General features: G+C 44.9%; 23 protein-coding genes and 1 pseudogene. 4 read left to right on the top strand and 20 right to left on the bottom strand.

The genetic code is table 11. The features are described from left to right. Positions 1-361 precede the first annotated feature (361 nt). From ABL924_RS00630 to ABL924_RS00580, 11 genes are all read right to left on the bottom strand, one after another. Positions 362-604 (bottom strand): type II toxin-antitoxin system Phd/YefM family antitoxin, encoded by a 243-nt coding sequence (locus ABL924_RS00630; protein ID WP_349025122.1) that lies wholly within the window; start codon positions 602-604, stop codon positions 362-364. Positions 605-793: 189 nt separating this feature from the next. Next, on the bottom strand, positions 794-1,801 hold the full coding sequence (locus tag ABL924_RS00625) for a competence protein CoiA family protein (RefSeq protein WP_349025121.1): 1,008 nt from the start codon (positions 1,799-1,801) through the stop codon (positions 794-796). Positions 1,802-1,861: 60 nt separating this feature from the next. After that, positions 1,862-3,331 carry a glucose-6-phosphate dehydrogenase gene (zwf, locus tag ABL924_RS00620; protein WP_349025120.1) on the bottom strand — a complete coding sequence of 490 codons (1,470 nt, stop codon included), beginning with the start codon at positions 3,329-3,331 and terminating at the stop codon, positions 1,862-1,864. 340 nt (positions 3,332-3,671) lie between these two features. Then, on the bottom strand, positions 3,672-5,462 hold the full coding sequence (locus ABL924_RS00615; protein WP_349025119.1) for a GspE/PulE family protein: 1,791 nt from the start codon (positions 5,460-5,462) through the stop codon (positions 3,672-3,674). 170 nt (positions 5,463-5,632) lie between these two features. Further along, positions 5,633-6,058: a hypothetical protein gene (locus ABL924_RS00610; RefSeq protein ID WP_349025118.1), complete on the bottom strand. Its 426-nt coding sequence runs from the start codon at positions 6,056-6,058 to the stop codon at positions 5,633-5,635. Between the two features lie 96 nt (positions 6,059-6,154). Next, positions 6,155-7,171: a ketol-acid reductoisomerase gene (gene ilvC / locus ABL924_RS00605; RefSeq protein ID WP_349025117.1), complete on the bottom strand. Its 1,017-nt coding sequence runs from the start codon at positions 7,169-7,171 to the stop codon at positions 6,155-6,157. A 125-nt stretch (positions 7,172-7,296) separates the two neighbouring features. Continuing rightward, positions 7,297-7,512, bottom strand: coding sequence for a YgiT-type zinc finger protein (locus tag ABL924_RS00600; RefSeq protein ID WP_349025116.1), 216 nt, complete (start codon positions 7,510-7,512; stop codon positions 7,297-7,299). A 1-nt stretch (position 7,513) separates the two neighbouring features. Beyond that, positions 7,514-7,816, bottom strand: a complete 303-nt coding sequence (locus ABL924_RS00595; protein WP_349025115.1) for a DUF4258 domain-containing protein — start codon at positions 7,814-7,816, stop codon at positions 7,514-7,516. Positions 7,817-8,099: 283 nt separating this feature from the next. Next, positions 8,100-8,381, bottom strand: a complete 282-nt coding sequence (locus ABL924_RS00590; RefSeq protein WP_349025114.1) for a hypothetical protein — start codon at positions 8,379-8,381, stop codon at positions 8,100-8,102. Between the two features lie 159 nt (positions 8,382-8,540). Further along, positions 8,541-9,032: an acetolactate synthase small subunit gene (gene ilvN / locus ABL924_RS00585; RefSeq protein WP_349025113.1), complete on the bottom strand. Its 492-nt coding sequence runs from the start codon at positions 9,030-9,032 to the stop codon at positions 8,541-8,543. After that, positions 9,032-10,771 (bottom strand): acetolactate synthase 3 large subunit, encoded by a 1,740-nt coding sequence (locus ABL924_RS00580; protein WP_349025127.1) that lies wholly within the window; start codon positions 10,769-10,771, stop codon positions 9,032-9,034. Before ABL924_RS00580 ends, ilvN begins: the two co-directional genes overlap by 1 nt. A gap of 374 nt (positions 10,772-11,145) precedes the next feature. On the opposite strand from ABL924_RS00580, the gene ABL924_RS00575 reads away from it, so the two are divergent. Next, positions 11,146-11,427 (top strand): hypothetical protein, encoded by a 282-nt coding sequence (locus ABL924_RS00575; protein WP_349025112.1) that lies wholly within the window; start codon positions 11,146-11,148, stop codon positions 11,425-11,427. An 81-nt stretch (positions 11,428-11,508) separates the two neighbouring features. Here ABL924_RS00575 and ABL924_RS00570 read toward each other — a convergent pair whose 3' ends face one another. From ABL924_RS00570 to ABL924_RS00560, 3 genes are all read right to left on the bottom strand, one after another. Beyond that, positions 11,509-11,748 carry a DUF2797 domain-containing protein gene (locus ABL924_RS00570; RefSeq protein WP_349025126.1) on the bottom strand — a complete coding sequence of 80 codons (240 nt, stop codon included), beginning with the start codon at positions 11,746-11,748 and terminating at the stop codon, positions 11,509-11,511. Between the two features lie 702 nt (positions 11,749-12,450). Beyond that, positions 12,451-13,041, bottom strand: a complete 591-nt coding sequence (locus tag ABL924_RS00565; protein ID WP_349025111.1) for a DedA family protein — start codon at positions 13,039-13,041, stop codon at positions 12,451-12,453. 386 nt (positions 13,042-13,427) lie between these two features. After that, positions 13,428-14,225, bottom strand: coding sequence for a ferritin-like domain-containing protein (locus tag ABL924_RS00560; protein WP_349025110.1), 798 nt, complete (start codon positions 14,223-14,225; stop codon positions 13,428-13,430). Positions 14,226-14,247: 22 nt separating this feature from the next. Here ABL924_RS00560 and ABL924_RS00555 point away from each other — a divergent pair, with 22 nt between their 5' ends. The 3 genes and pseudogenes from ABL924_RS00555 to ABL924_RS00545 form a co-directional block, all read left to right on the top strand. Further along, positions 14,248-14,610, top strand: a complete 363-nt coding sequence (locus ABL924_RS00555; protein WP_349025109.1) for a VanZ family protein — start codon at positions 14,248-14,250, stop codon at positions 14,608-14,610. An 8-nt stretch (positions 14,611-14,618) separates the two neighbouring features. Beyond that, a complete protein-coding gene (gene uvrB, locus ABL924_RS00550) occupies positions 14,619-16,628 on the top strand; it encodes an excinuclease ABC subunit UvrB (RefSeq protein WP_349025108.1) in 2,010 nt (669 codons plus the stop codon). Positions 16,629-16,892: 264 nt separating this feature from the next. After that, a pseudogene (locus ABL924_RS00545) lies at positions 16,893-17,277 on the top strand (AI-2E family transporter); the annotation flags it as partial. On the opposite strand, the gene ABL924_RS00540 reads toward ABL924_RS00545, so the two are convergent. From ABL924_RS00540 to ABL924_RS00515, 6 genes are all read right to left on the bottom strand, one after another. Beyond that, positions 17,243-18,655 (bottom strand): potassium transporter TrkG, encoded by a 1,413-nt coding sequence (locus ABL924_RS00540; RefSeq protein WP_349025125.1) that lies wholly within the window; start codon positions 18,653-18,655, stop codon positions 17,243-17,245. The pseudogene ABL924_RS00545 and the gene ABL924_RS00540 sit on opposite strands and share 35 nt — an antisense overlap. Positions 18,656-18,852: 197 nt before the next feature. Next, complete coding sequence (gene trkA, locus ABL924_RS00535) at positions 18,853-20,217, bottom strand: Trk system potassium transporter TrkA (RefSeq protein ID WP_349025107.1); 1,365 nt, start codon at positions 20,215-20,217, stop codon at positions 18,853-18,855. 111 nt (positions 20,218-20,328) lie between these two features. Further along, a complete protein-coding gene (locus tag ABL924_RS00530) occupies positions 20,329-20,895 on the bottom strand; it encodes a hypothetical protein (protein ID WP_349025106.1) in 567 nt (188 codons plus the stop codon). After that, positions 20,892-21,806 (bottom strand): MlaD family protein, encoded by a 915-nt coding sequence (locus ABL924_RS00525; protein WP_349025105.1) that lies wholly within the window; start codon positions 21,804-21,806, stop codon positions 20,892-20,894. The genes ABL924_RS00530 and ABL924_RS00525 overlap by 4 nt, the downstream gene beginning before the upstream one ends. Then, positions 21,799-22,608: an ATP-binding cassette domain-containing protein gene (locus ABL924_RS00520; RefSeq protein ID WP_349025104.1), complete on the bottom strand. Its 810-nt coding sequence runs from the start codon at positions 22,606-22,608 to the stop codon at positions 21,799-21,801. Before ABL924_RS00520 ends, ABL924_RS00525 begins: the two co-directional genes overlap by 8 nt. Continuing rightward, the gene (locus ABL924_RS00515; protein ID WP_349025103.1) at positions 22,605-23,723 is read right to left on the bottom strand and encodes an ABC transporter permease; all 1,119 of its coding nucleotides are present in this window, start codon (positions 23,721-23,723) and stop codon (positions 22,605-22,607) included. Before ABL924_RS00515 ends, ABL924_RS00520 begins: the two co-directional genes overlap by 4 nt. Positions 23,724-23,843 lie beyond the last annotated feature (120 nt).

The raw sequence follows: 23,843 nt of genomic DNA, 5'->3' as shown, positions 1-23,843 counted from the left end.
TGCGACGACCCCCGCGTAGCCGTAGGGGCCGGGCGTGTTGACGGAGTTGGAGCGCGAGCGGAAGCGTAGTCAACATGCAAGGCCATCCGACACGGCGTCAAGTCATTTGGGCAGTCGTGATGCACGGCGTACCGAAGGGGAGTTGTGCATCGTGACGAACCGAGGACGAACGCGGGCAGCCGAAGGCATTAATCGCCGCGTGAATTTTCGCCGCTAAAATCGGATGGATCCCATTTTAGCTTTCGCGAAAAATAGTGGCGCGCTTATTCTAACAACTGCAAAGCCTTATCTTTAAGCCCAACCGCGTTTAAGTTTGTGGCATCTTTTTGCGCTGCTTTGGTGTAAAGCAGTTGGTATTGCCTTACCAATCTAACTGCCTTGAAAGCTCACTTACAGGCGCATTCATGCCTTCACGAATGGATTCGCGCATATTGGGTATCGACACCAAAAACAAAGTTTCTTGAATGGCAGGCCAATCTTCTTGCGAAATTAATACCGCATTACCGCGCTTGCCAGTAATTACCACAGGCTGATGCGAACTACTCGCCTCGTCTATTAAGCGATAAAGATTAGTGCGGGCGGCGCTGGCTGATAATGTTTGCATGATTTTTACCTAAAATTAAGCAATAAATATAAGACTAAGGTACGTTATTACGTACGTTAAATCAAGTTTATTTCATGTGGAATGTTATATGTTAGTTTTGTAGTGTGTATAAAATGTTTTATGACCATAAAACTGCCTTCCTGTGCGTCTTCAACTAACAATATGATTTTGTTCATGATATTTATTACCTTACATATTTTGGGTATAGTCGGCATCAAAATTTTCTTCATTTTCATAAGCGACTTCTTCACAATGATAACAATGATAGCCGATGTCGAATTCTTCGAAAGGCAACTCTCCATAACCTGCTGGCGAAATGTATTGTGTAAACAAAAAAAAGTCACCTGCAAATGAATCACATTTTGTACAGGAGTTCGCAACATAATTGCCCTGAATTGTTTTACTGTATTGTGTTTTTAATTTCACTCCTTTTGATCTTGCAAAATCGATTTCTTCATTTGTAAAACCACTGGGTGCTAAGTGGCTTGAACCACGAACAAGTTCTTTGCTTCCTGAAATATAAGCAATCTTCATTGTATCGTTGCATTTCCAACAAAGCCCTTCAATGATTGTCATTGTTTTCTTTTGTTGAAAGTGTCCGCAAACTTTACACTTTGGGCTGTAACAAGTGCCCACATATGAAGGTTGTTTGACTTTATTTTCTAAATTATCGATGTCCTTGTCAGAAGCCAGGTCGATTTGGATAAGGATAATGTTGTTTTTGTTGTAATAACTTATGGCATGTTCCTCTGGTTTGTGGGTTACTACAACTTCAATAACTGCGAAAACCTTTTCATCGTTTCCAAATAGCGCAATGTCTGGTTTACATGCTATTAAGTTATGTTCAACTTTAACTGCTGTAACTTTTTTCAATAAGTCTCCCGAATGTTCAATTCCACAAAATGTACATTCCCATGAAATTGGTAGCGGCTGATTTGTCGTAATATGTTGATGAATTTTATTTGTAAGTAAGTTTTTGAATGAGTAATGCAAAGCTGTCTCAGGCGTACAATTAGGCGTTAACGAACGATGAGCAAAATGAGGCCGTTTAGTCCCTTTGCCTGTCTTTCCGCTTTTTCTAAGAATTAATTCTGTCTTACACACGGCACAGAAATAGTCGTTACCCTTTTCAGCGTTATTCGCTTTAATTAGGATTCCATCTTTGTCTGTTGCAGTTGTGTAGAGAATCTCTGGCATTCTAATTAATTCCAGCTAGTTTGTGAGATTTAAGGTAAGTCGTTACCCTTTAGAAATCAATTACTCTTCCCAAGCCCGACCATCCCTAGCCAGCAAGGCAACCGAAGCAATCGGTCCCCACGTCCCGGCAGGGTAGGCTTTGGGCGATTCGTTGTAATGCTTCCAGGCATCTTGGATGGAGTCGATCCACGTCCAGGCTTGCTCGATTTCTTCTCGGCTTAGGAATAAGGTTGGGTTGCCGCGCATGGCTTCCAGCACCAGTTTTTCATAGCCGCCGAAAATGCGGTTCTTTTTGAAAGCATCAGAAAAACTCAAATCCAGACGGGTTTTTTGCAGTTTGATATGTTCGTCTATGCCGGGAATCTTGTTCAGCATTTCAATTTCCACGCCTTCATTAGGTTGCAGGTGGATAATCAATTTATTAGGCGGCAAATCCCTAAAGCTATCTTTGAAAATATTGTGCGGAAGCTGCTTAAAATACACGACAATTTCAGTACGTTTGCCCATCAAACGCTTGCCTGTACGCAGATAAAACGGCACACCCGCCCAGCGCCAGTTATCAATATCGACCCGTAAGGCGACAAAACTTTCCGTTGAGCTAAGGGTGTTTGCTCCTTCTTCTTCAAGATAGCCCGGTACGGACTGACCTTTGATATAGCCGCTGGTGTATTGCCCACGGACGGTTTTTTCGTCCACGTTGTTGCTGGTAATCGGGCGTAACGCTTTGAGTACCTTTATTTTTTCGCTATGGATACTCTTGGCTTCCAGGTTCACGGGCGGCTCCATCGCGATAAAGGTCAGGATTTGCAATAAGTGATTCTGCAACATGTCCCGTAACTGCCCAGTTTTGTCGAAATAATCCCAACGCCCTTCGATGCCGACTTCTTCGGCAACCGTAATTTGGATGTGGTCGATGGTGTTGTGGTTCCAATTCGTCGTAAAAATCGAATTGGCAAAGCGTAATGCCAATAAGTTTAATACCGTTTCTTTGCCTAGGTAATGGTCGATGCGGAAAACTTGGTCTTCGTTGAACACGCTGGCGACGACATTGTTGATTTCTATGGAAGATTCCAGGTCGTGACCGATGGGTTTTTCCATCACCATGCGTGATTCTTTCGTCAACACGCCGCATTTGGCGAGTCCTTGGCAGATATTCTTGAACAAAAATGGCGAAACCGCGAAGTAATTCACCAGCACACGGGTTTTATTATTGGTGACTTTATTTAGGATTTGGTATTCATCCAACTGGGTGAGGTCGATTTTTACATAAGAAAGCCGCGCCGAAAACCTGGCCCAGACTGCATCTTGTGTCGTTTCACTGGAAAATTCTTGCAGGCTAAGTCGGGCTGTTTCAACGAATTCCGCCGTATCCATCACATGACGATCAATCCCGACAATATGGGTATCCGGCTCGATTAAGTTTGCATTTTCAAGGCGATACAAAGAAATCAGCAGCTTGCGGCGGGATAAATCTCCCAAAGCGCCGAAAATAACTAAATCACACGGTTTGTAAGTCTTTTTATCCTTCATTTGTTAATGGTTTAGTAATCACTGGTTAATGTTGATACAGACGGTATCAGTATCCGTAGAATTAATTTAAGGGGATCTCTAAAAACCCCTTCTCCCAGAGGGAGACGGCGCGAGTTTCATACTCGCTGCCGCACTTCCTCCATCCCTGAAAGGCGAAGGGGTTTGTTGAATTTTTGGAGATTCCCTTAAGACCATTATCTCAAAGTTTGCTGCATGTAGCACTGATTATGGTTTGGATAACAGCTTGCGCAAGTGGCCAGCGCGGAAAAAATCCGGTGCAAAAATCCGGCTATTTCGCAAGCTAAGTTAGACTTTATTCACTTTATGGCCTTGTGGGACTTTAAGAAGCCAACCCTTCCGGCGCAACCCTTAGCACTTCTTCAATTGTTGTTAAACCCTTTGCTACTTTTTCCGCACCACTCAACCGCAAAGGCCGCATTCCTTCTAGGCACGCTTGCTTCTGCAACAACTCAGTATCGTAGCCTTCAACAATCAATTTTTGTAATGTTGTCGTAGTTTCAAAGATTTCATAGATACCAATGCGCCCAGAATAGCCGGTATTACGGCATTCCAAGCAGCCTACCGCATGATTCACTTGGTCTGGCTTAGCCACTTTAAATGGCGCGACCAGGGATTGCCATTCGGCATTACTAATCTCACTGCGTCTTTTACAATGTCGGCATAAAGTGCGTATTAAGCGCTGTGCCATAACACCAACAATGGTTTGCTGAATCAAATAGGCAGGCAAGCCAATATTAATCAATCGGGTAATGGCTGCTGGTGCGTTATTAGTGTGTAAGGTAGAAAATACCAAATGCCCAGTCAATGATGCCTGAACTGCCATTTCTGCTGTCTGTAAGTCACGAATCTCACCCACCATAATAATATCAGGATCCTGTCGCATCAACGTGCGTATGCCGCTGGCAAAATCCAACCCTATGTTAGGTTGCACCTGCATTTGGTTAAAACTGGGTTCTATCTGCTCGATGGGATCCTCAACGGTACATAAATTGACTTCCGATGTCGCCAGGTTTTTTAACGTGGAATACAGCGTGGTAGTTTTACCCGATCCAGTTGGGCCAGTGACCAAGATGATGCCATGGGACATGGCTGTCATTTTGTTCCACAATTCCAATTCGCGTTTGTTGAAACCCAGCTGTTCATAATTACGCATCAGCACTTCTGGGTCGAAAATTCGCATGACCAGTTTTTCGCCGAATGCCGTCGGCATGGTGGATAATCGCAGTTCGATTTCTTTTTGTAGATTATTTTGGGTTTTGATACGCCCATCCTGGGGTAAGCGTTTTTCGGCGATATTCATCCGTCCCAGAATTTTTAAGCGGCTTAGCACTGCATTCATAATTTGGGGCGGTAACTTGTAAACCGTATGTAAAATACCGTCAATGCGAAAACGTACATTTCCATTGAGGCGACGTGGCTCTATGTGAATGTCACTGGCACGTTGGTCGAAGGCAAATTGCAACAACCAGTTGACTAGATTAACAATATGTTGATTATTGGCATCAAGGTCGGTTGATTTGCTCAGTTCTAGGAGTTGTTCGAAGTTTTGAACATTCCCCGCCCCCTTATCTTCAGACCGTGCCAGGGTTGCACCCTTTAACGATTTGGCGAACGAATAAAACTCACCTAAGTACCGTGAAATCTCGTCTGGATTTGAGAATACGCGCTTAATAGTGCGGTTATGCATACGCGTTAAGTCAGCCTCCCAGGTACGCACGTAGGGTTCCGCCGTCGCAATCACGATCTCGTTCTCGTTCTCGTGAAACATGACCGGCAAAATATTGTAGTTAAATGCGTAGTTTTTGCTATACAGCGCAGTTACTGTGGGGATGTCAATTTTTAAGGGGTCGATATAGTAATATGGCAACCCCACCTTGTCAGCCAGCCATGATGTCAAACTTTCCAAAGTCAGCAGTTTCCCAAGCTGGGTTTTATCCTGAACACTGGCTTCGGAAATAACTTTCAGTGGGTGTTTACCCCTGCTGATATTGCCGGCTGCGAGTTGCCTACATTTCTCTATATCAGCATCCGACAGAATTCCGTCGGCCTGTAACCACAAAATAACCTGGTTAATATCGAGTTTTTCATTCGTTTGCTTTGGCTCGTTCATAAGCTACTCAAAACGTCCTATTAACATGAATTGATTTGCGTGAAACTTAAGTATAGCGAATTACTTCGATTAAATGCAGTAGATACAGGTTCAACCGAAAAGGCAAATTTCCGAAACCCTACATCGTACTGTAAATATTTCGCATAACTTGGATGACAATATTAATCCGTTTACCAAAATAAGCTTTTTCCCCAAAAAGACTTAGGAAGCCACGTAATTTGTTTGCCATTAGTTGAATTTTCAATGCCATTATTGACTTGTTGAATCACTCGCGGATTGATGTGGGCAAATACCTCTGCTTGATACCCTAACTCTGCACCCAGCGAATTATTATGCCTATCCATCAGATTATCAGCTTCGTCACCAAATTCCGTGACGGCTGTAAATACACTTACTACTTTGGGCGATGAGGTGTAAGCCACCACTGCACTTGCCAAGGTATGCCTGTAAGCATCCAATTGGCCATTTTTGCCACCTTGAAAATTACTTATAAAGCAATGATACCAAACGTAACTTAATACAACCGCTGGATAAGTAGCAGATATAAGCAGTCCCCATAAAATTTTTTTATTTCTTGGATTTTGTAGTGATTTCATTAACTAAGTCACCTTACATAGCATTAAGCATTTGTTTTCAAACAATAAAAAACCCGTCTAAAACGGGCTTTTTATTTTCTATTGGAACTTACGCGCTTAGTTCTTAGCTTTATCAACAATCTGGTTCGCCTTAATCCACGGCATCATACTACGAAGCTTTGCGCCGATGACTTCGATTGGATGTTCGGCATTCAGTCGGCGCATCGCCGTCATTTCAGGATAATTGCTCGCGCCTTCCATGATGAAACGTTTGGCGTAGTTGCCGTTTTGGATGTTTGCCAGGGCTTCTTTCATCGCCAGACGGCTTTCGGCGTTGATGACTTTCGGGCCGGTGACGTATTCGCCATATTCCGCGTTATTGGAGATGGAGTAGTTCATGTTGGCGATGCCGCCTTCGTACATGAGATCGACGATCAGTTTTAACTCGTGCAGACACTCGAAATACGCCATTTCAGGTGGGTAACCCGCTTCCACCAAGGTTTCAAAGCCGGCTTTGATAAGTTCCACAGCGCCACCGCACAATACCGCTTGTTCTCCGAACAAATCGGTTTCGGCTTCATCGCGGAAGGTAGTTTCGATAATGCCGGAACGACCACCGCCAATGGCTGAGGCATAAGAAAGGCAAGTCGCCTTAGCTGTGCCGGACACGTCTTTATGGATGGCGATAAGGTCAGGTACGCCGCCGCCGCGCACGAACTCGGAACGCACGGTATGGCCTGGCGCTTTGGGCGCAATCATGATGACATCCAAATCCGCCCGTGGCACGACTTGGTTGAACAGGATCGAAAAGCCGTGCGCGAACGCCAAGGCTGCGCCTTGTTTAATGTTCGGCAAAATTTCGCCTTTGTACAATTGCGCCTGGAATTCGTCCGGGGTCAGGATCATGACGATATCCGCACCCGCGACCGCTTCCGGCACGTCTTTTACAGTCAAGCCGTGCGCTTCGGCCTTGGCGACGGAAGGCGAACCCTTACGTAAGCCAACAACAACACTTACGCCGGATTCTTTCAAATTCAACGCATGGGCGTGGCCTTGTGAACCGTAACCGATAATGGCGACTTTTTTGGAGCGGATAACCGACAAGTCGGCATCTTTGTCGTAATAAACTTGCATGTGTTTTCCTGTTTTTACTGATTAAAAATTATCTAACTAACTGCTCGTCCTGAGCTTGTCTAAGGGCGAATAGTTATTACGTTCATGGCTCGACAAACTTGCCACGAACGGATGAACTATATAAATTATGCTGCCCTTGAAGTCAGTGCCTTCGTCTCATGGTCAATTTGTTGTAAGGCTTTTTGAATATGATCGACCTCGTTTTCCTCAAACAAAGGCTCGCCACACTGGGCGCATACCCAAGCCGGGATTGATTCCCAAGTGATATGGTAGCCATTTCGGTCTGCACTAAATGGGGCGGTTCCTCTATGGAGTTGGCCTTTACAATATAAACATTCCATCTTACTTCCTCTGTTTGAAATCTATCGACCAATGCTCTGGAGACGGTAAATAGGCTGTTATGACCACCAAATATTCTATTTTTGGAGCGCAAACAACGTGGACTGTCCGGTCTTGAGTCGTATGGCACATTAAACAACTTTCACCACGCGGGTCGTCAGGATAGCTCTCGATAATTTCGCCTAATAATACAGTTTCCCGCACCTCATCGGTAGTAATCATACGGTTTGGGCGTGACATTTGTTTGACCGCATGGGGCGAAAACAGAATTTTCTGCGTAGCTGCGGCAATGATTTTTTGTTTCATAATGCCTATTTATGTTGCCCATTTCAACCATGCGGCGAAATACCCACAGGGTACAAGTACGCTACGCTATTCGACCCTACCCCCCTATAAAAATCCGTAGGTTGGGTTAGGCGCACGAAACAACCAACGTCAAAAATATTATTATCGGATTTATCCGTGCGCCGTAACCCAACATTGGGTGTACAACTGTTACTTATGTTGGGTTACGCCCAGCCCAACCATAAACACACCCCACAAGATAGTGCAAATGCTGGGCTAACCCAACCTAAGCGCTTGGTTGTGTTCAGAATTGCCAAAGCTTTTTATTATCAGGCACCGTTTCAAATTTTTTCCAAGGTGTTCTTAAGCAAACCCCAGCAACATCTCCGCGTTTTTCTTTATCTTCAATTGCTTTTATTCGTTCGCGGCTATCAGGAGCTTCGCAAAAAGCTTTCCATTCTTCATTAGTTTTTGGCTCAATAAATGAAGAACTAGAATTAGATTTATCGGCTGATTGATTGCAGCCAGTAAAGGAAAGTGCAATTAATAAAACTAAGAATACTTTGTAGCAAATAAATTTTTTCATACAAAAACACCATAAGAGTGGATTCAAAAATACAATAAAAAAGCACAAATAAAAAGCGGTATTGCTGAATATTTGTAGCTTAAATCGTACGGCAGGTACGCTGCGCTATTTCGACCTACATTTATTTAATCTTTCGTCTTGCGCCTTTTGCCTTGAGCCTTACAAATGCAACCCCTTCTCACCCCTACTTATTCCCGTCGCCCCAGAACGGACAACTTCAATAATGCTATCAGCATCAAGGGCGGCGATAAAAGCATCCAGTTTTTCGGATGGCCCGGTCACTTCGATGACGTAAGTTTCTGGCGTAAAATCCAATATCCTGCCACGAAAAACATCCGCCATGCTTTTCACTTCAGCCCGAGTTTTCTCAGTGGTTTTGACCTTAATCATCATCAGTTCGCGTTCGATATGGGCGGATTCCGCCAAATCAATCAGCTTGACCACGTCAATCAGCTTATTAAGCTGCTTGGTGATTTGCTCAATGACATCATCACTGCCGCTGGTCACCAAAGTCATACGCGACAAGCTGGAGTCTTCGGTAGCTGCGACAGTCAAGGATTCGATGTTGTACCCACGCGCAGAAAACAGCCCAGCCACGCGCGACAAGGCACCGGATTCGTTCTCCATCAAAATTGAAATAATATGTCTCATTATGCCAATTCCCTATCCGTTGTCGTCCCTGTTGCAGCAATCCGCAATTTCATATCATGATGGCCTTTGCCATTTTCTATCATGGGATAAACGTTTTCTGTTTGATCGGTAATTATGTCCAAAAATACCGTGCGGTCTTTCATGGCAAACGCTTGTTCCAATGCAGGTCTAACCTCATCTGGTTTGTCGATACGTATCCCGACATGACCGTAGGCTTCAGCGAGCTTAACAAAATCCGGTAAGGTATCCAGGTAAGAATGTGAATACCGACTTTCATAGGAAAACTCCTGCCACTGGCGCACCATGCCCATAAAACGGTTATTCAGGTTAACGATCTTAATCGGCGTTTTGTATTGCAAGGCCGTTGACAGTTCCTGGATGCACATCTGGATACTGGCTTCACCGGTGACACAAGCCACATCCGCATCGGGATGTGCCAATTTAACGCCGATTGCAGCAGGCATACCAAAGCCCATCGTACCCAAGCCACCGGAATTGATCCATCGGCGCGGCTTGTCGAACTTATAATACTGCGCCGCCCACATCTGGTGCTGCCCGACATCGGAAGTCACATAAGCATCGCCTTTAGTCACTTCATACAATTGTTCGATAACAAATTGCGGCTTAATCAGTGGGCTTTCGCGGTCATATTCAAGGCAATCAATGCCTTGCCAGTCCTTGATTTGTTTCCACCAAGTCTCCAACGCTTTTTTATGGGGCGTTTTTTTGCTTTCTTTGATGAGTTCAATCATCTGCTCCAACACTGGCTTAACCTCGCCGACGATGGGAATATCCACCTTAACCGTCTTGGAAATGGAAGCCGGATCGACATCAATATGGATAATCTTGGCATACGGACAGAACATATCCAGCTTGCCAGTAACCCGGTCATCAAAGCGCGCGCCGATAGCGATTATCACATCGCTTTCGTGCATGCCCATATTGGCTTCGTAAGTGCCGTGCATTCCCAACATGCCAATAAACTGCTTATCGGTTGCAGGATACGCACCCAAACCCATCAAGGTGTTAGTAACGGGATAACCCAGCAAGCGGCTGAATTCGGTCAGTTCCTTGCTGGCATTGCCTATGACTACGCCGCCACCAGAATAAATCATTGGCCGCTCGGCAGTCAGCAATAAATCAACTGCTTTTTTGATCTGACCTTTGTGTCCAGCTACCGCAGGATTGTAGGAGCGAATACTGACCTTTTTAGGATATTTGTACGGCACTTTAATACGCGGATCGGTGATATCCTTGGGTATATCGACAACAACGGGGCCAGGACGACCTGTGGTCGCCACATAAAAGGCTTTCTTGATAGTTTCCGCAATCAGGTTAACGTCTTTGACCAAGAAGTTATGCTTGACGCACGGACGGCTAATGCCGACCATATCGACTTCCTGGAACGCATCGCTGCCGATAACAGCCGACGGTACTTGACCTGAAATGACGACCATCGGGATGGAATCCATGTAAGCGGTAGCAATACCTGTCACGGCATTGGTCGCGCCGGGGCCAGAAGTGACTAGCACCACGCCGGGTTTTCCGGTCGAACGGGCATAGCCGTCCGCCGCATGGGTCGCACCTTGCTCATGGCGCACCAGGATGTGCTTAACATCATCCTGCCTGAACAGCGCATCGTATATATGCAACACCGCCCCACCGGGATAACCGAAAATATACTCAACACCTTCGTCTTTAAGACTTCGGATCAGTATTTCTGCACCGCTTAACTCCACGCTCACCTCAATAAACTTATGGACTTCTTAATATTCAAGAAGATGCTATTTGCCCCGCTATGTTAGATAAACCAGTTCTTTTACTGATTCGTTTAGCGGGTACGTAACTGGGCATTGTACAAGTTTCTTCAATAAATTGGTATGACGAATGGATATGTTCATCATTTTGTTTGGGGTTTTTTTATCGTTCCCACGCTTCGGCGTGGAAACAAAGAATCCCGTACCGCTCCAACGGTACGGGACGCAGAGCGTCCCTCTCGGCATTTCCACGCCGAAGCGTGGGAATGATTCTAAACATAATATTTGACGTTTGATTCAATAAATCAAAAATTAGTCTAATATTTGAAGAATAAACAATAGTTGAGAATCAAACAATGAAAGATCCCGTTGAAGCTTATATTAGCGCTCACTCAAAAAGCCAATTCGCTGGCTTTTTACTCGCATTTCTTCTTAGTCCGTTAGGTTTATTTTACAGTAGCTGGAAGACTGCCATTCTGCTTTGTATTATAGCTCTTGCTTCCGCGACAACGATTGTTGGTCCAATTATTTGTTGGGTTCTTGCGGTGCTTATAAATTTTGGCGCCGTTAGTAGCCACAACGAAAAGGTAAGGACAACAGCAAATTTAGTAAAGTCGCAATCAGGATTGAAATTATGAGCAAATAGCCCGTATAGAGTGCAACGTTATACGGGACATCGAAGATGAAACCCAGGATTCCGCAAGCCCCATCCAGGCTACTCATTGCAATAATTCATCAATCTTTTCCGGCGCAGAAAACTCAATTTCATACCCCGAATACTTACGAAGATTAATCACCTCGGTATCCAACAACAAATACTGCCCTTTAATGCCTTGAAGGAGTACACGGAAGCGTAACGTTAGTGGAGCGGTGTGCGACGACCCCCGCGTAGCCGTAGGGGCCGGGCGTGTTGACGGAGTTGGAGCGCGAGCGGAAGCGTAGTCAACATGCAAGGCCATCCGACACGGTGTCAAGTCATTTGGGCAGTCGTGATGCACAGCGTACCGTAGGGGAGTTGTGCATCGTGACGAACCGAGGACGAACGCGGGCAGCCGAAGGCATTAATCGCCACGTGAATTTTCGCCGCTAAAATCGGATGGACTCCATTTTAGCTTTCGCGAAAAATAGTGGCGCGCTTAGTCTGCATTCCCACGCCGGAGCGTCACTGCCATTAAGTTAAGCAATGCCGCCTCCCTCCATACTGCTGGAGAGGATCGAGGTGAGGAGGCACAAAATAAGGAAATGCCTTATAAATCCTCCCTCATCCTAACCGAGAGAAGGGACTTACCGCTTAACTTAATGGCAGTGGCCTCGGAGCGTGGGAACTATTCAAATTGAAAGCCTATATGATCAATATCTTATTTAAAATTATTAAATGCGAAATGTTCTATTTATTGCGTGGCGGATTCATTCAAAGCTAGGTTATCAAACCTCGCTGCAATTTGAGCGGGATTTTTTTATAGGCAAGCTGCCTGAGAAAGTGTCCGGTTTTAGTTGACCATTACATTTTGTCCTGATTACTGTTGACCGATAACACCCTCTGGAAAAGGGCTAGGGTGAGGGTTGTGTTGTTTGATTTTAAATTCCTCATCCCAACCTTTTCACAGAAGGAGAAGGGGGCTTTGAATTATTAGAGATCCCTTAAGTTAACTCCAGCTTATCTACTTGTTACGATTTTGCCGTCTTTGTAAAAAATGCCGTTCCAATTTTTGGAAATAAGTATGTATGGCAAAAAGAAAACCGGCTGCGATGGGCAGCACGTAATACCAATGCTCTTTGGCAAGAACCAATGAGTTCAATATTTCTGCACCAAAAACATAAGAAGGGGTAATTGTAATTGCTGCCCAAACCCACGCGCTGATTAAGTTAATTAAGGCGAATTTTTTTGCCGAGTATTTGGTAATGCCGATAGACATAGGAATGACGGTACGCAAACCATACATGTAACGTTGCATGAAGATAATTGGCCAACCATATTTTTTTAACAGCAAATGAGCAATCGCAAATTTGCGTCGTTGGCGATGAAGTTTTCGCTGGATAAGCCCCTTGTTAAAACGGCCTATGTAAAAATAGATTTGGTCACCTGCGAAGCCACCTAAGCCAGCTACAAATATCGCCATGAAGACGTTGAGGTCGCCAGTATGAGCCATGATTCCGCCCATAATCAGACCCATTTCGCCTTCTAGTATGCTCCACAAGAATAGGATTGAATAACCGTATTCCCTAAGCCAACCGATAAATAAGTCTTCCATCAATTTTTAATGCGGGTAAAAACTATCATTGATTCTATCTATCGAGGTAAGGGAAGCTCTAAAAATCCAATTTTTCTTCATCCCTCAGGGAGAAGGATCAGGTAATTTTCTTAATAGCAATCAGTTATATCTACCTAACTCTATCCTTCCAGAGGAAGAGTAGTTTTTTAGAGTTTTAAGCTTTCAGGCTTAGAGACAACAGATTAACACGTCATAAAACGGCGCAATTATGACAGTTATTTCGATTTTTTGTGCGTTATTATATATAGCTATAAATTACAAACCAGCCCTTCTAAGCTGAATAACCACCAATACCTTTAATTCAAAATGAACGCGGAGCATCACTTTGGACGATTCTTTTTTACAAAAAATCATAGTTTTTCATATTAGCCCGCTTCCAACCAATCCAACTCAGCATCCGAAAAACCCGCGATTTTTCGCATTGCCCTGTTGAAAGGCCCTTTGGGCTTGCCACCTCGATAATATTGGCTAATCAAGGCTTGATATTGTGTTTCCGACTCTAACCCTTTCTGGCTGCAAACAATTTTAAACCAGTACGATCCTCGTTCCACATGCTTAACTTCATCATTCAGGATCCGGTTTAAAATCGCCACACCTGCGTCATCTCTCAGTGCTGCAAACTTGGTAATGATAGCTGGTGTCACATCCAATCCTCTTGCCTCCATACAACGTGGCACTAATGCTAATCTTGCCAACAAATCGTTAGCTGTCTCAACTGCATGATCCCACAGGCCACCATGTGCAGGAAGATCACCATATCCAATATTATAATTGCGTAAATGTTGCCTGATAAGTTCAAAATGCTGCGCTTCTTCATCGGCAACACAAAGCCAATCCTGATAGAATTGCACAGGTAACCCGCGAAAGCGATAAAGCAAATCCCAAGCCAGATAAATCGCCACAAATTCAACATGGGCAATGGCGTGGAAAAATGCAATCATTCCTTCCGGTGAAGTTAATTTGCGCTTGGGCATGAGGCGAGGTGCTTGCAAAATGGGCTTTTCGGGGAATTTAACCCGTTCAATCGTTAGTACGGGGTTATTTGATTTAAAATCTAACTGCTCGGTATCGAATAAAAATTTGGCATAATGGGTCAATGCCAATTTTTCATCGATATTTGGGTGATGTAAACACGCTTCGGCAATCTCAAACAGATTATTCATAAAGGATTTTTCAGGACTGTATATGTTTAAAATTTTCGACATTCTGGCTTTTCTTGGCCTTTGTACTCTTATTTTTTGGCTTTCGAATCAGCCCTCACTGCCCGTCCCCATCGTATTCGGAATACAGGACAAAATCCATCATTTCATAGCGTATTTTGTTTTAGGTATTCTGACCTGGCGCAGTTTCCGGCATTTTGTTACTCCCTCTGCCGTGGCGATTACCAGTGTTGCTTTTTGCAGTCTTTATGGTATGTCAGATGAGTGGCATCAATCTTTTGTTGTAGGGCGGGACTCAGAAACGTTGGATTGGGTCGCTGATACGCTCGGTGCCGCTGTGGCAATGCAGCTTTTACCACGTTTTCAGACCTACCTAAAATCTTATTGATCTGAATCGTGCAAAAGCCATTCAAAATCCATAGCCCATTCCAACCCGCTGGTGACCAGCCCACGGCGATCAAGCAACTGATCGAAGGCTTGAATGATGGCGAAGTACATCAAACTTTGCTGGGCGTAACCGGTTCGGGCAAAACTTTTACCATCGCCAATGTCATTAGCCAAGTGCAACGCCCCGCCATGATTATGGCACCGAATAAAACGCTGGCAGCACAATTATATGGCGAAATGAAAGAGTTCTTTCCTGAAAACAGCGTGGAATATTTTGTCTCTTATTATGATTATTACCAACCCGAAGCTTATGTACCCGCCTCTGATACCTTTATCGATAAGGATGCTTCCTTAAACGAACATATCGAACAAATGCGGCTATCTGCTACCAAAGCATTAATAGAAAGAAAAGATACCATTGTAGTCGCAACCGTTTCTGCAATTTATGGCTTAGGTGAACCGGAATCGTACTTCCAGATGGTATTGCATCTGGTAAAAGGCGATATGATTAAGCAACGGGATATTCTGCGACGGCTTGCCGAAATGCAATATACCCGTAACGACATTGAACTGCGCCGGGCAACTTACCGAGTACGCGGTGAAGTGATCGACATTTTCCCTGCCGAATCCGAACAGGAAGCCTTACGGGTTGAGTTATTTGATGATGAAGTCGAACGATTGTCCTTATTCGACCCCTTAACTGGCGAAATCATCAGCCGGATTGTCCGTTACACAGTCTACCCTAAAAGCCACTATGTCACGCCCCGCGAGCAATTATTATCTGCCGTCGAATCAATCAAGATAGAACTTAAAGAACGCTTGGCTTATCTGTATTCTGCCAATAAGCTGGTGGAAGCCCAACGCCTGGAGCAACGCACCTTATTCGACCTAGAAATGATAATGGAAGTTGGCTACTGCTCGGGTATCGAAAATTACTCGCGCTACTTATCCGGCAGGCAAGCGGGTGAATCTCCGCCCACTATGTTCGATTACCTGAGTGAAGATGCCTTGGTGATTATCGACGAAAGCCATGTTACCCTGCCGCAGATTGGGGCCATGTTCAAAGGCGACCGTTCGCGCAAAGAAACCTTGGTGGAGTACGGTTTCAGACTACCTTCTGCGTTAGATAACCGCCCCCTGATGTTCGACGAATTTGAGGCAAAATCGCCCCAACGCATTTATGTCTCGGCAACACCAGGGCCTTATGAGAAAGCCCATTGCGTGGATTTTGTCGAGCAGGTCGTCAGACCGACGGGCTTGCTTGACCCCATCGTAGAAGTTCGTCCTGCCTCAACCCAAGTTGATGATTTGCTTTCTGAAATCAATAAACGCGTGGCGGTAAACGAACGCGTACTCGTCACCACCTTAACAAAACGGATGTCCGAGGACTTGACGGAATACCTTTCGGAACACGATATTCGGGTGCGTTATCTGCATTCCGATGTCGAAACCGTGGAACGCGTCGAAATTATCCGGGATTTACGTTTAGGCAAGTTTGACGTTTTGGTTGGGATTAACCTGTTACGCGAAGGGCTTGATATTCCCGAAGTGTCTTTGGTGGCTATCCTAGATGCCGATAAGGAAGGCTTTTTGCGTTCCGTCGTCTCACTGGTACAAACCATTGGCCGAGCCGCCAGAAATTTGCACGGCAAAGCTATTTTATACGGCGATAAGATCACCCGCTCGATGCAGCAGGCGATTGATGAAACCGACCGCCGACGTGAAAAACAACACACGTTTAATCAACTGCACCACATAGAACCGAAAAGCATCAACAAATCCATCATCGACATCTTACAAATCGCCATTCCAGGCTCAGGATTACCTGGATTCAGCAAAACGCAAGGAAAAATCGCGGAAAGTGCAGCGGAATACCAGGTAATGTCGCCCAAACAACTGGGCAAAAAACTGAAACAACTCGAAGAAGCTATGTACAAGCACGCAAAAAACCTGGAGTTTGAACAAGCCGCTAAGATCAGGGATGAGATTAAACTGCTACAGGAACGTGCGTTGGTTTGATGGAACTCGGCGCTTTTGTGGATGTGTTAACCGAGTAACCTGGATGGAGCTCGCGGAATCTGGGATTTAGCGACGATCACTTTATGGGGATCTCTAATAATCCCCTCTCCCTCTGGGAGAGGGCTAGGGTGAGGGAAATAACCACTTGATTTTAAAGCCCTCATCCCAACCTTCTCGGCAATAGCTCCTGCATTGCCCTACTACCTACATCCATGTAGGCATCCCAAAGGGAGAAGGGCTTTTTGAATTTTTAGAGGTTACCTTATGTATATCGTTATTGCTTACTCAGTTATTCAAGCTTTGGACGGTGTAGTGCTGGTGCCAGTGTTGTTTTCGGAAGCCGTCAACTTATACCAATCCCAATAAGTAGTTATTTGAATCCCCTCATCCTAACCTTCTCCCACTGGAGAAGGGATAACATGTGAACTTATTGGGATTGGCATTGCATGCTATCGCCATTATTATTGCTATTTTGTTTTTTGGTGGCTTATGGGGGTTTTGGGGTGTATTTTTGGCTATTCCTCCGGCTACGGTTGTTAAAGCTGTATTGACGGCCTGGCCGCAGATTGATGGGCGGCCATACAGCTTTACCGCATCAAACAACCCCTTAAAGCTTATTTCCGCCAAAATTCCGGCACGAACAAGATGATGATGGAAAAAATCTGCACCCGCCCCAAAAGCATCGCAAATGAGCAAACGTTGGTTTGAAAATCACTTAAAACGCTAAAATTACTTGCAGGGCCAACTAGGTTAAGCCCAGGCCCCATATTATTAAAAGTGGCAATTATTGCAGATAATGCCGTAATGAAATCCAAGCCGCTTAGAAGTAGCGTAAATACCAGAACAATTACGCACATAAAATACAGAAAAATGAAGCCAGTTACAGATGTGACAATATCGTTACTTATTGCGTTATCCCCAACTTTTATAGACTTAACGGCATAAGGGTGAATGAATTTAAACATCTCAAGCTGTGTCTGCTTCATTAAAATAATAGTCCTTATCATGCGGATACCTCCACCCGTAGAACCAGAAGAAGCAGAAATACAACTCAAGAACAGCATCCACATCGGTACGAAAATAGGCCAAAGATTAAAGTCCTGGCTCATAAATCCACATGTCGTTGCAACAGTGACTAGATTAAATGTGGCATGGCGCAACGCAGTCAAAAAGTCGGGATATGTGCCGCGATGCCACAATACCAATGCACACATGACACAACTACCCAGCACCACAAAAAGCACGCCTCGTACTTCTATATCTTTGGTATAGGGCTTCAATGAGTGCTTTTTAAGGGCTAAATAATGTGTGGCAAAATTCATTGCGGCCAGTAGCTGAAAAGTTGTCAGCACAATTTCGATGGACACGGAATCAAAGAAGCCAACGCTGGCATCATGCGTAGAAAACCCGCCTAAACTCATTGCTGCAAATGCGTGACATACCGCATCAAACCAACTCATCCCAGCCAAGCGTAAACAGATGATACAAACAATGGTTATGATTACATAGGCTGACCATAAGGCTTTTGCAGTCTGTGCAATGCGTGGTGGTAAATCGGATTCTTTAACGGCGCCAGGCGATTCTGACTTAAGCAATTGCATGCCGCCAATGCCTAAAATAGGCAAAATGGCGACCGCAAAAACAATGATCCCTATGCCACCAAACCACGTCAACTCATGCCGCCACAAATTGATGGACATTGGCAAGTGGTCTAAACCGCTGAGTACCGTTGCCCCAGTGGTGGTCAGTCCGGAAATAACCTCGAAATAAGCATCGACAAAACTCAGTTCAGGCAAAAATAGCAACAGCGGAAAAGTACAAAATACCGATGCTAGGGACCAGCACATGGTTACCAGCACAAACCCTGCCCGTTTCGATACCTTTTTTGGTGATCGTCGGGTCAACAAAAACAATAAGCATCCCGTCAAAAGAGTGGTTAATGTGCTTTGGGAAAAAGCCGTGGCGGCACCATCATCGAAAATCAATGAGGTCAGCAAACAGGTCGACATTAAGCCACCGTAGCCCATAATGACTACGCTGAAGATATGAAGGATGGTCAGGAAGGAAGTCATAATACAAGTCAGGCGTATTTACAGGTTGACAGCGGACTAGACACCGTTAGCACCCATGTATTTTATCAAGGGAAGCGTTTAAAAAATGAAGCAAATCTAGATTGCAGCTTGTCTTTATGATTGCTCATTTGTGCTTAAAATAAATGTCGAAATCATTTTCCCAGCGGTTGGAAGTTTTTCTCGATGGTGGCAACAAGTTTTTTATCCATCGCAAACATTACCACATGGTCGTTTTCTTCAAATACCGTATCGTGATGAATCTCGATGACTTGCTTATCTCTAATCAATGCGCCGAGGACGATACCTGGCGGGAAATGTATCGTATCCACGCGCTTGCCTACGACCGAAAACGAACCATTATCGTGGGCGACAGCCTCAATCGCTTCGGCTGTACCGCCGCACAGGGAGCTGACCTGCGCGACATCGCCTTTACGGACATGCTTTAATATACTGCCCAGGGTTTCCTGATTGGGCAACACAGCGACATCAATACCAGTACCAGGCAGCAATTTGGTATAGGAAATATGGTTAAGTAAACAGATGGTTTTACGCGCACCTAAGCTTTTTGCCAGTGCGGCAGAAATAATGTTTACGCCATCGTTTTCGGTGATCGCACAAAACAGGTCGGTGCTATCGATGGATTCGTCCAGCAGCAGCGTTTCATCAGCGCAATCACCTTTCAAGATGACACATTTAAGCAGCTCATTGGATATTTTCTTTGCCCGTCTTGGGTCTTTCTCAATGATTTTAACTTGGTGGTCGTTTTCAAGTGCGAGACCAAGTCGCTTACCGATATGTCCACCGCCGGCAATAATGATGCGCTTAAGCGGAGCTTCCAGTTTGTTGAGTTCTTTCAGAACCCGACGCACTTCATCACGAGGCGCTACGATAAAGACCTCATCCCCCGCTTCTATAATAGCCTGACCATTAACCAACAAGGGTTTACCTTTACGGAAAATGGCAACCACACGAATCTTTTTATTGGCTAAACGATCACTCAGGGTTTTGATTTTTTTCTCGGTTAAAAATCCATGCTCGGTGACTTTTACGGAAAATAACCGCACCAGCCCACCCGCAAAATCGGAAATATGTAACACGCCAGGAAAGTCGATCAAATTACGGATGGATTCCATAACGATCTGCTCAGGACTAATCACATGGTCGATAGGAATGCCCTGGGGGCCAAATAACTGCGGGTGTTTGAGATAATCAATCGCCCGTACTCGGGCTATGGTTTTGGGGCGGGTGTACAAGGCGTTGATGATGAGACAGGCTAACATATTGGTCTCGTCGCTGTCCGTAACCGCTATCACAATATCCGTGTCATGGATACCCGCCTGTTCCAGGACGGTGGGGTGGGCGGCATTACCCGCTACGGTGGCAATATCAAATCGCTCTTTCAAAGCATCCAAGAGTAGCGGCTTAAAGTCCACGACCATAATGTCGTTTTCTTCACTGGCTAAGGCAGCGGCTACGGCAGAGCCAGTCACTCCAGCCCCAAGAATGAGTATTTTCATTAAATCCTTCTAACCACCAATAAAATCATGGTGGCGTATTCTACTGATTTTGATTGATAAATACTATCTGAATAAATGACGATTATCCAAGAATGTCATTTCGGCATGAATTTAAAGAGGAGACGCAAGATTTTGCGTCGCTACCCAAGCCTGAATCTTATCAACAGCTTGTTTCGTTAACTGAGTAAAACCGCTAACAGCACCTTTGGCATCAGGCGTAGGGCAGGGGAGTTGCAAATGGAAATCTCGCTTGTTGACCTTAGCCTTATCACCAGCAGTGATGATAGCCGTAAAGTGCATGACTACTTTTGCCTTATCGAGCGTATCAAATTGTTGTTCAAAAACCTGTAGCTGAATGGTTACGGGATTATGCCACTGCTTACCGCTTGCATTAAGCAGTTGCTCAAACAGTTCTGGCGGTGGTGCTATCCAGCGATCCAGTGAATAAAATCTTACCTGTGTTGGCGTTGAATACAGCAGCCGATAGCGAATGTGGTTATCGGATAGCCATTTGGGTGCTTCCACGGTAATCGGCGATTGTTGGGTTGAAGTATTGATTTCGGAAGGTGCATTCGAAATAGAGTAACCAAAATCATGCACAGCCGATGGCCGGGGGTGGGGAAAGATACTACAACCGTTTGCAATTAGAATTAACATGACAGTCATTAATGTTTTCATTTTGGCTCCTCAAAGCCCGGTTCACCGGGCCCTGGTTCTTGCTGTTCTGGCCCTAGCAATACCGATTGCGGGTTGTGTTCTAAGATATTAGCCACTTTTTTTACCTGCTCTGTCGTCGCTTGGAGATCAGCCAGTAATCGGTTGACCTTGGGCAAGGTGGTTTGTACTAACTGGTTGCCAGCAACGCTACCTGTATCGGCAACTACACTGACTTTTTTACTTAAATTTCTTGCCTCTTTGCTCAAATTTTGTAAATCACCAGCCAAGGTATCAATATGGGTAAGCGTTTTTCGTGCATCAGTAGTTAATGAGGGAATGCCTACCAGTGCTTTTTCAACACTTTTTTGCAGGTCAGCCAATTTGTCGCTCAAGGTTTTCAGGTTGGCGAGTATACCGACGATATTCTTTTCATTTTCTTCATTCAATAAACTGCTTAAGCGAATCATGAGGTGGTCGGCTTTTTTTAACAATTCATCGCCAGAGTTAAGCAGCCTGTCGGTAACAGATTGCATTAAGGGAATACGGTTGGCAATGTTATTGCCCGGCGGCAGTTTTTCGGTTATCTCTCCAGCATCTCCCAGTTCCAGTTGGGTTAGTCCGGTCACGCCTTTTAGATGCAGAGTGGCATACACGCCTTTAGTGAGGACGATATTTTTATCGATTTCAATACCGACCAGAATAATTCCCGCATTTTCAGGATCAAAGCGGATATTCAGCACCTTACCTACGGCAATACCGCGAAAAAACACGGTTGATTCAGGATTAAGCCCCGATACCGAAGCCTGGGTCGAAATAGTATAGACATCCCGCTCCCGTTCCAGATTACCCAGCCAATAAATGACTCCTGTGGTTGCGGTTAACAGGACGACTAAAAACAATCCGGTAAGCAAGGCGCGGTTATTTCTACCCATTTAACTGTCCTTGTTGAGTCTGGGGTTGGGTTTTGGCTTGATAGCTGAACACGCGCTGGGCGCGTTGGTTATGAAAATAGCGTTGAACGAACGGATGTTGGCAAGCCAGTATACTAGCCAGGGAACCAAAAGCCACCAGCTGCTGGTCTGCCAGTACCGCAACCTGGGTGCATAAGTCTCGTAATATATCCAGATCGTGCGTCACTAAAATCACCGTAAATTTAAGATCTTGATGTAGCCCAGACAATAAATCAACAAAATCCTGGCTGGAGATTGGATCAAGCCCCGATGTCGGCTCATCTAACAACAACAGGCTTGGTTCCAAAATTAGAGTTCGTGCCAAAGCAACGCGTTTGGTCATCCCGCCAGACAAATCTGCCGGTTTTAGCCACGCATCTTTGGCTGATAAACCAACGTTTTCAAGATTCATAAACACCAGCCGCTTGATGAATTCCTCATCTTCAACACCCAGTTCGCGCAAGGGAAAAGCAATATTCTCGAAAACGTTAAGCACGCTGAATAATGCGCCTTTTTGGAACAACACGCCGCAATGATTACGTAATCGCTTTCCGTGGCTGCTTGAAATGGTCTTCAACGATTCACCCATCACAAATATCTCGCCTTTGTTGGGGATTTGCAAACCAATAATTTCCCGTAACAACACAGTTTTGCCGCAGCCAGAAGCCCCCACCAAACCAAGTATTTCACCTTTGGGCAGGGCAAGGTTAATGTCTTTGTGGACAACTTTGTCCCCAAAACTTGTCCAGATATGTTCCAGTCGTATTGCATACGGCTCGCTCACGGCATTCCCACATCCATAAAAAGTATGGCGAATATGGCATCGACCATAATCACCACCGTAATTGCTGCAACCACAGAATTCGTCGTTTCGTTGCCCAAACTTTCGGTATTTGGTTTGATGCGAAAACCGAAATGGCAGGCTATCAAGGCAATCATCAGCCCGAATACGGCACTTTTGCCCAGTCCGATAAATACATTTAGCAAGGGCACGGCATCTGGCAATTTTAAAAGAAATTGCTGATAGCTAATATCCAGAGTATTCTGCGCCGAAAACATGCCGCCAATCAACGCCGTTGCGCTAGTCCACACACTTAACAACGGCAAAGAGACTGTTAGTGCTATCACTTTAGGTAAAACCAGCCGCAAGGAATGCGAAATTCCCATCGCAGACAGCGCGTCCAATTCTTCCGTAACCCGCATAATGCCGATTTGCGCCGTCATCGCCGAACCGGAACGACCTGCGACCAGAATAGCGGCAAGCAACGGCCCCAATTCACGAATAACGCTTAAGCCTAGAATATCAATAATATAAATTTCCGCTCCGAACAGTTTTAATTGTAGTGCGGAAAGATAACTTAATACGATGCCAATCAAAAAACCGACTAGCGCGGTGATGCCTAAAGCCCTAACTCCCGCGTCATACACAGTAATAGATATTTCCGACCAAGGAATATCGCTCGGATGGCGCAGTAAATTAACGCTGTCCAGAACCAGTTGACCTAAGATAGCGATGAAATTCAATAGTTGTTCAAATGCTTCCCATGTTCTTTGTGAAAGGTAAGCGGCTGTTTGTTCGACAGAAAAGATAGGAGAATCAAGAGCAGGGACTTCCTGGGATTGCCACTTGTCGAGCAGACGCTGATGTTCCTGCTTTATTTCTAGTCCAACAGGCACGGATTGCCCCCATGCCTGCCAAAGCAATAAAGCGGTAGCACTGTCCAGTACATTTACCGAACGCAAATCCCAATGCAGTTTAGTATCGCCAGCAACTTGTTTGATGCGCTTTTGTAGGGCTGGTTCTATCGTCAAGTTGCTTAACGTCCAATCACCAGACAAGCGGATGCAAGAATTTTCGGTTTCTTGTCCTACAATTTCGAGTATTGCTTGTGTTTTCAAGTTGGTATTAATTTGGTCTATCAGACAATGGCTACAGTTTAAGCACAATGGTTCAAATTATCCTAATCTCAATGCCTGTTTGGTACAACTATAATTCAATGGAACATGTCTTTATCTACG

Source organism: Methyloglobulus sp., assembly GCF_040079455.1.
Taxonomy (GTDB): Bacteria; Pseudomonadota; Gammaproteobacteria; order Methylococcales; family Methylomonadaceae; genus Methyloglobulus.
This window is presented reverse-complemented; position numbering and strand designations above follow the sequence as displayed.